Consider the following 6,528-nt stretch of genomic DNA (forward strand, 5'->3'; position numbering starts at 1 on the left):
CCGTATAAGAGGCCTAGCCTAGTCTCGCGTTGTACGGCATCGTATAACCCGAGAGGGGACACCGTCATGTCATTCGGTTTCGTTGCCTTCCACTACCCGGCCCCCGAGCACGTCGAGGAGTTCGTCGCCGAGTGCCACCAGGTCGCCGAGGCGATGCGGCGGCAGCCGGGCTTCGTGTCCGTCGGGGTCTGGGGCACCCCGGACGGCGACGCCGTCGTCACCACCGGAGCGTTCGAGTCCGAGGAGGCCTTCCGGGCGACGGCCGACCTCGCCCGCGAGCTGGGCGCGACACCCGACGGCTTGAGCGACCTGGAGGTCAGGCCCCGCGAGGTTAACTTCCTTGTGTCGCGGTAGGAGAGCCGAGAAGAAGGATCAGCGCTTGACTTCGCCGCATCCGCTTAGCGCGGGAACTGGAGCGGGGGTGGGTACTCAACGTGCGAGGTTATGCGGGATTCAGGAAGTCGCCGACGCTTGACGTTGCTCACCGGTCAGTCGGGGGACGGCGATTCACGCGGCGCGGCGAGGCGTGAGCCTTACTGACGCCGCTGGCCAAGGACACAGAACTCATTACCTTCGGGGTCTGCCAATACAACCCACGATGGGTCACCCTGGCCGATATCAACACGCTGTGCGCCATGAGCCACCAGACGAGCCACCTCGGCGTCCTGGTCATCAGGCCTGAAGTCGAGATGCAGTCGGCTCTTAACCTTCTTGCTCTCATCAAGCCGGACGAAGTCCAACCCCGGCAGGCGATCCGGCTCCGGGCGGATCTCGAACTCCTCATCAGAGGAGTGGACCACAACCCAACCAAGAGCCTCGGCCCACCACTGTCCCAAGGCCGCCGGGTCTACCGAGTGAACAACTACCTGTTCCCATTCCAAGGTCATCCGCCGAGCTTAGACCTGCCATGGCTTCGAAAAACAGGCACTCAGGCCTCCCTCATCGGGCTGCTCCCGAGCGCCTTTCCCCTCGCGGAGCCACGCGAGAAGGACTGAGCCCCGGCGGGCACGCCCGGTCGCGGTCCTGCGCTGCAAGCACTGCTCCTACCGGCGCGACCAGTCGTGCGTCCATCCCACCCGGGCCTGGCTGTGGCGCGAGGACCTCAGCAAGCCCAAGCGCGTTCCGACGCCCGCTCAGGAATGGGCCCTGGACCGTTCCATGGCCGCCCGGCGGCCTGCCCCGAGTGCAAGCGCCGGTACTACTACTGCCTCCCGCTGCGCACCCAAGGCTGTTGCAATGCATGCAACACCGGCATGCACCGTCCCGCCACCTTCGCGGCCCTGCCCGTCCTGACCCGCGCCGCCAGCACGATCGGCGACTTCTGGGTCCAGAAACGACTTCTGCGCCCGCGTGAAGGGCGCCTCCGACCCCGTCCCGGTCAGGACCCGGCCATCAAGAAGAAGACCACCCACGGCACCGCCGACGGCCGCAAGGCGTGCCTGCACCACTGCCTTTCTCTCGGGCTTGAAGGTCGAGTGGACGCGGCGGGCGCCACGTTTTCCCAGCTCAGTGGCATGACTCGTTCGGTGCCGTGTCCGCGACAGGTGTCGTGGATGCAGGCAGCGACTGGTACGGCCCAGATATTCACGAGCTCGACAGCACAGGGGGGCTTCAACTCGTTCCGATGCCAGACCGTGGCGCGTTGACCGTTCAGCGCTGGTGCCAGACCAGCGTGTAGCGCCAGAACAGTCGCCGGCGCAGCCGTGCGCCGGGTAGTTCGTGGCGAGCCTCGCGCACGATGTCTGCGAAATTCATGGTCGCCGGTCGGGTCGGGGCAGTCATCGAGGTCGGTCGCGGTGACTTGCGGCCCTTGTTCTTGATCCATGCCATGGCGACATTCGACGGAATGGCGACGGCGTCGATCAGGTAGTCGCTCCGAGACTGTGGGCGGTAGAGACCGATGACGACCAGGGTTCCGCCGGGCGCCAGGTGCTGTCGAAAGCGGGTTAGGGCGTCGCTGAATGGCAGGTGATGGATGGTGGCGACACATGTGATGACGTCGTAGGGGCCAGGGGGTATCTCGTTCAGTGCGTCTCCGGCGGTGAAGGTCACCGGGGCGGGCGGGGCTGTGAGCTCCCACGCGCGAGCGACGATGTCGGCGTCGACGTCGATGCCGTGAACCACTCCTGCCCGTGAGGCCAGGAGCCTGGCAAGGTCACCGCTGCCCGATCCGACGTCCAGGGCGCTGTTGAAGCGTCTCGGGAGCTGGCGCAGGATCCACCGGTGGTAGTGGGCGTTGTGGTCCCAGGGATGGGTGGCATGGAACTGTTCGAGTGCTCGAAGGATGCGGGGCAGCAGTGTCGTCATGGCGTGAGTCCATCAGAGGTCGGTCGTCTGGGACATTGTCGTCGGGCAACCACTGACGGCGATGATGCCGTCAGCGGTTGAGCTGGGCCATCAGCTCACGGTTCGCGGCGCGGGCGGCTTCAAGGTCTTCGTCTCGTTCCGCGAGTTCGCCGCGCAGGTCGAGAATCTGCTGTGCCAACTCGGTGGTGCGGCGTTTGAGCGTCTCGATGTCGGCCGGGGCGCCGAGTCCGGAGGCCTCCCAAGCCGCCTGTCCCAGGGCCTCGGAGAGCCGCCGTTCGAGCCGGGTGATGTGCGCGGACAGACGGCCGTTTCGGGCCGTCAGATTCGCGACGTCGGCCAGCAGCGACTGGCGGCTGACCTGAGTTCCGGTCGTCGTGCCGGGCGGAGGTTCGGACGCTCGGGCGAGGACGGCCGCGTGCAGGTCACTGTGCCGGGGGATCAGACTGCGGTGGACGCCGGCGGCGCGGGCGACGGACGAGATGGTGATCTCCTCGCCGTCTGCGGCCAGCTTATCGAGGCCTTGAGGACACGGGTCCGTCGGCGGTCGGAGTCTGCGGCCCGCGCTCGGGCCAGGTGGTCCAGTGATGTGGTCAAGCGTCACGCCCCAGCCGCAGGTCCGGCTCCGGCGGACGGATGCCGGGCATGCCGAGGGAGACGGTGCGGGTCTTACGCAGGGTTCGCGTGGCCTCCGTGATTTGCTCGCGTTCGTCGTCCGTGAGCCCGTCGAGGTCGGTCTCGACGCGGCGGATCAGCGTGCGGATGCGCTTGATTTCCTCTTCGGAGGGGGTCGCCTCGGTGCGGGCCCAAGCGTCCAAGTGGGCTGCTGCGGCGAGGCGTTCGCGGTCCCGGAGCAGAGTGTCGAGGTAGGTCCGCAGCTCGGGCAGGTAGGACGGGTCGGTGCGGAAGTGGTCGCAGCCGACGCAGCGGAACCGGAACGGGCAGCCGTGGCCGCGGGCCTTGACGTTGCTCGGTTCGACGCAGATCCCGTAGGGGACGGAGACCTGGCCGATCCGCAGGCGGGCGTGTTCGTGCTCCAGGAGCTGGCGGGCCTGGCGAATCCGTTCGCAGAGCGTGGGGATGAACGCCGTCTGTCAGGCCGGCCCGGCGCGAGAGCCGGTCGAAGAGGTCGTTCAGGGCTCCGGGTGGCATGGGTGCCCCCAGCGGAGGCCGGAAGAGGTTCACCAGGACGAAGTCGCTGTTGCGGGCCTCGCGGCAGGAGTCTCGTTCGACGACGTACTGGTCGTAAGCCTGAACCAGCAGGAAGTCGACCGGGACGGCGCGCGAGCGCTTCGACTTTGCCCAGGCGCCGTTGTCGTTGTCCCGTCGCACTACGTGCAGGTGGGAGCCGGGGATCCGGCAGCCCAGCACGCTGGCGCCCAGGAGGAAGTGGATGTCCTCGCGCCGCGGCATGCACCCCAGCCCCGCCTTAGCCGTCTGACGTGCTGGCTGCTGTGGCGCTGGTGCCGGACAACGGGATGACGGCCGCGCCGGCTGGGAGCAGGGCGGTGACGATCGAGCGGAAGCGCATCGGAAACTCCGATTCTTGTGGAGTGAGGCGCCTTGCCTAACACGCGTTGCTCGCCGCCGCACCGGGAAACCTGGTGATCCCTGTCCTTTGACAGCGAACCCAGTCGCTGCGTCATCCAACCCAGTCGACGCCGCTTACGTCGCCCCGGCACACCAGCCTGAGCGGAGCTGTCGATGCTGCTCCTCCGCAGTTGCTGGGCCGATGCGGACTTCCACGACGGCAGGCAGCGCCACCGCCCCAGCCCCCGCCAAAACCTGTACAAGAGGCCACTTGGACAGGGAAAACGCAACTTCGACATGGCCCGCACAGGCAGCTACCTTCACCTGGACTTCGGCGGTCACCCACGGTCGCACAGGGGTTCCTTCAGGTAAGCCACCGCGACGGGATGAGTTGGTGACGCCCCACGAATCCTCGCCCCATCCGTAAGCCACCGAACCGGGTCCACACCAGGCACACCCAATCAGGGAGAGACGCATGCCCCATCTTGCTCTGTACACATTCGGCGTCCTGAAGTCACCTCTCGCCGATCCCGCACCTCTCACGCGCGAGTTCCACGACAGCGCTGAGGCCATCTACCGGAAGATCGGCCAGCACCCCGGATACCTCGCTCGTGCTGAAGCGGCAGACAGCGACCGGGGCACACACTTCGACTTGGACTGGGGTGCATGGGGAGAGTTCGCCGTACCGACCTGGTACGGCAAGGGCCATACCGTGGAAACCACCGCCCTGGCCGCGACCCTCTCACTCTGGACCGACCTGCGCCCCGCCTTCGACGCCATCTACACCGGTCTGCACCGTGAGGCGCTGAACAGGCGTTACGACTGGTTCGAGAGGACAGGACACCCGGGTTACGTGTTCTGGTGGGTCTCCGACGGCGTGATACCCACCTGGCAGGACGGGGTTTCCAGGCTGGAGCACCTCCACGACCACGGGTCCGCGCCGCACGCCTTCACCTTCCACCACTCGTTCGCCCTGGATGGAACTCCGACCCGGATCAAAGGCATGGGGCCGAAGAGCGACCAGGTTCGCTGACAAGGAAGCCTGAACGACTGGGTTCGCCGTCAAACGCCTCGATTGAATGACGGCGAACCATCCCACTCGAAGGGGGGCCTGGCAGACAGTCCCCTCGCTTTTCGTCACCCCGGACCGTCCATTTCGTCGCCGCCCCGCTTTTGATGAGGAACCACGGGAAGCCCGAGGGAGACCGGACCGCTTCGGGCGAAGCGCCGGGCCTGCTCGCGCTTGCTGCGCAGGAAGGCGAGGTGAGGTCGAGTCCGTCGATTTCACCCCGCCGGTCTCCGGCGACAGCGCGCTCGCGGCGGGCGAGGAGGTCCTCCTCCAGCTCGTCCAGGCGGGGCAGCATCTTCGGGTTGATGCTCAGCATCGGACAGCGGATGCAGGCGTGTTCGTGCTGGCAGGGGGTGCCGTATGGCCGTCCGCAGGAGCCGAGTTCGACGCGGCGTTTGTCGAAGTACTCGTTGAACTCTGTCCATTCCGCCTCGGTCAGCTTGCGGTACTCGCTCTCGGGCCGCTCGGCCCGGCGCCGGTCGAGGAACTGCTGGTAGTACCGGACCACGTCTTCGTCGAACACCGAGACGTAGCCGCGAGTGGTCTGGATATTCAGGTGGCCAAGCAACGCGGCGCCGATGTGGATCGGCAGGCCATTGTTGACCAGCTCGGTCGCGAAGAGCCTGCGGAAGTCGTGGGCGGCGAACTTCACCTTGGCGAAGCGGGGATCGGTGGCGACAAGGCCCTCGGCGGCCCGGCGGATCATGCGCCACATCGTCGTGGTGGACATCGCCCGCAGCCCGCCGCCGTGGGGTCGGCGATCTCGATGCCGAAGACGGTCAACGCGCCGCAGACGTCGAACTGGGCCCGTCGGATCGACTGGCGGCTGACCGTCAGGGCCAGTGTCCGTTCGCAGAAGTCCTCCAGCACCGGGTCCTTGGCCAGACTGCGAAACCAGCCGATGTAGTTCGAGAAGCGGTAGGAGCGGAAGGCCAGCAGCGACGGCTGGATCAGCCGCATCGCGAAGGCATGGCCGGCCGCAGTGTTCAGGCGGCTGTGCATCGACGTGCTGCGGCCGCGGTGTAGGTCCTGGGCCCGACGGCCCCGCTCGTTGAGTCCGGCCGATTCCCAGCAGTCCTGCCAGGTCCGGCCCGGGAACTCAGCCAGGTGGACAAGCAGCCCGGTGCAGGCGTCGGCAGCCGGCGAGCCAGGAACGGTCCTCTCTACGACCCAGCGGTGGCGGCCGAGCCGCTGTGAGGACTCGATGCCCTTGCGGGCGATGCGGTGGCGGATGCCGCGCTTGCTGTCGGCGCAGGTGATCGTAGTCGTAGCCCTTGTCGGCATGCAGTTTCGCCGGCCGTCGACGGCGCGGGCCGCGGCGGGAACGGATGGGCGGAATACCGCGCACGGGTGGTTCAAGGCCCTGGCTGTCGTGCAGGTTCGCCCCGGAGATGCCCAACGACAGCGGCAGTCCGTTCCGGTCGGTGATCAGATGGATCTTCGATCCCAATGTGCCACGGTCGGTCGGATGCGGTCCCGTCAGTGGCCCCCTTTTGCTGCCCGCAGGCTGACGGAGTCGATCGCGCACCGCGACCGGTCCGACTCACCCCGGGCACCGAGTTCATCGAGGATGACGCGGTGGAGCCGGGCCCACACCCGGTCCCGGCTCCACCGCGCGAATCGCC

The 6,528-nt window shown here is 67.2% G+C and carries 9 protein-coding genes and 1 pseudogene; 3 read left to right on the plus strand and 7 right to left on the minus strand.

Annotated elements, in window-relative coordinates; all coding sequences use genetic code 11:
- Positions 1-66: 66 nt before the first annotated feature.
- Complete coding sequence (locus ACTWQE_RS12805; RefSeq protein WP_443329019.1) at positions 67-354, plus strand: antibiotic biosynthesis monooxygenase; 288 nt, start codon at positions 67-69, stop codon at positions 352-354.
- A gap of 179 nt (positions 355-533) precedes the next feature.
- Here the strand turns inward: ACTWQE_RS12805 and ACTWQE_RS12810 are convergent, their stop codons facing one another.
- Positions 534-887: a VOC family protein gene (locus ACTWQE_RS12810; protein ID WP_443329020.1), complete on the minus strand. Its 354-nt coding sequence runs from the start codon at positions 885-887 to the stop codon at positions 534-536.
- A gap of 366 nt (positions 888-1,253) precedes the next feature.
- On the opposite strand from ACTWQE_RS12810, the gene ACTWQE_RS12815 reads away from it, so the two are divergent.
- Positions 1,254-1,646: a hypothetical protein gene (locus ACTWQE_RS12815; RefSeq protein WP_443329021.1), complete on the plus strand. Its 393-nt coding sequence runs from the start codon at positions 1,254-1,256 to the stop codon at positions 1,644-1,646.
- A gap of 4 nt (positions 1,647-1,650) precedes the next feature.
- On the opposite strand, the gene ACTWQE_RS12820 is transcribed toward ACTWQE_RS12815, so the two are convergent.
- From ACTWQE_RS12820 to ACTWQE_RS12830, 3 genes are all read right to left on the minus strand, one after another.
- Positions 1,651-2,307: a class I SAM-dependent methyltransferase gene (locus ACTWQE_RS12820; RefSeq protein WP_443329022.1), complete on the minus strand. Its 657-nt coding sequence runs from the start codon at positions 2,305-2,307 to the stop codon at positions 1,651-1,653.
- Between the two features lie 70 nt (positions 2,308-2,377).
- On the minus strand, positions 2,378-2,908 hold the full coding sequence (locus tag ACTWQE_RS12825) for a hypothetical protein (RefSeq protein ID WP_443329023.1): 531 nt from the start codon (positions 2,906-2,908) through the stop codon (positions 2,378-2,380).
- The gene (locus ACTWQE_RS12830) at positions 2,898-3,122 is read right to left on the minus strand and encodes a hypothetical protein (protein WP_443329024.1); all 225 of its coding nucleotides are present in this window, start codon (positions 3,120-3,122) and stop codon (positions 2,898-2,900) included. Before ACTWQE_RS12830 ends, ACTWQE_RS12825 begins: the two co-directional genes overlap by 11 nt.
- A 1,187-nt stretch (positions 3,123-4,309) precedes the next feature.
- Here ACTWQE_RS12830 and ACTWQE_RS12835 point away from each other — a divergent pair.
- On the plus strand, positions 4,310-4,867 hold the full coding sequence (locus tag ACTWQE_RS12835) for a DUF3291 domain-containing protein (RefSeq protein ID WP_443329025.1): 558 nt from the start codon (positions 4,310-4,312) through the stop codon (positions 4,865-4,867).
- Here the strand turns inward: ACTWQE_RS12835 and ACTWQE_RS12840 are convergent.
- The 3 genes and pseudogenes from ACTWQE_RS12840 to ACTWQE_RS12850 all read right to left on the minus strand — a co-directional run.
- Positions 4,830-5,633: a site-specific integrase gene (locus ACTWQE_RS12840; protein WP_443329026.1), complete on the minus strand. Its 804-nt coding sequence runs from the start codon at positions 5,631-5,633 to the stop codon at positions 4,830-4,832. The two genes, ACTWQE_RS12835 and ACTWQE_RS12840, sit on opposite strands and share 38 nt — an antisense overlap.
- On the minus strand, positions 5,606-5,905 hold the full coding sequence (locus ACTWQE_RS12845; RefSeq protein ID WP_443329027.1) for a hypothetical protein: 300 nt from the start codon (positions 5,903-5,905) through the stop codon (positions 5,606-5,608). Before ACTWQE_RS12845 ends, ACTWQE_RS12840 begins: the two co-directional genes overlap by 28 nt.
- 124 nt (positions 5,906-6,029) lie before the next feature.
- A pseudogene (locus tag ACTWQE_RS12850) lies at positions 6,030-6,528 on the minus strand (IS5 family transposase); the annotation flags it as partial.

The organism is Streptomyces sp. 8N706 (assembly GCF_052245415.1).
Classification (GTDB): Bacteria; Actinomycetota; Actinomycetes; order Streptomycetales; family Streptomycetaceae; genus Streptomyces.

Excerpts from the sequence above, each read along its gene's own strand:
- ACTWQE_RS12820 (WP_443329022.1), bottom strand. The coding sequence starts at position 2,307 with ATGACGACACTGCTGCCCCGCATCCTTCGAGCACTCGAACAGTTCCAT.
- ACTWQE_RS12840 (WP_443329026.1), bottom strand. The coding sequence starts at position 5,633 with ATGTCCACCACGACGATGTGGCGCATGATCCGCCGGGCCGCCGAGGGC.
- ACTWQE_RS12810 (WP_443329020.1), bottom strand. The coding sequence starts at position 887 with ATGACCTTGGAATGGGAACAGGTAGTTGTTCACTCGGTAGACCCGGCG.
- ACTWQE_RS12835 (WP_443329025.1), top strand. The coding sequence starts at position 4,310 with ATGCCCCATCTTGCTCTGTACACATTCGGCGTCCTGAAGTCACCTCTC.
- ACTWQE_RS12805 (WP_443329019.1), top strand. The coding sequence starts at position 67 with ATGTCATTCGGTTTCGTTGCCTTCCACTACCCGGCCCCCGAGCACGTC.
- ACTWQE_RS12815 (WP_443329021.1), top strand. The coding sequence starts at position 1,254 with ATGCACCGTCCCGCCACCTTCGCGGCCCTGCCCGTCCTGACCCGCGCC.
- ACTWQE_RS12845 (WP_443329027.1), bottom strand. The coding sequence starts at position 5,905 with ATGCACAGCCGCCTGAACACTGCGGCCGGCCATGCCTTCGCGATGCGG.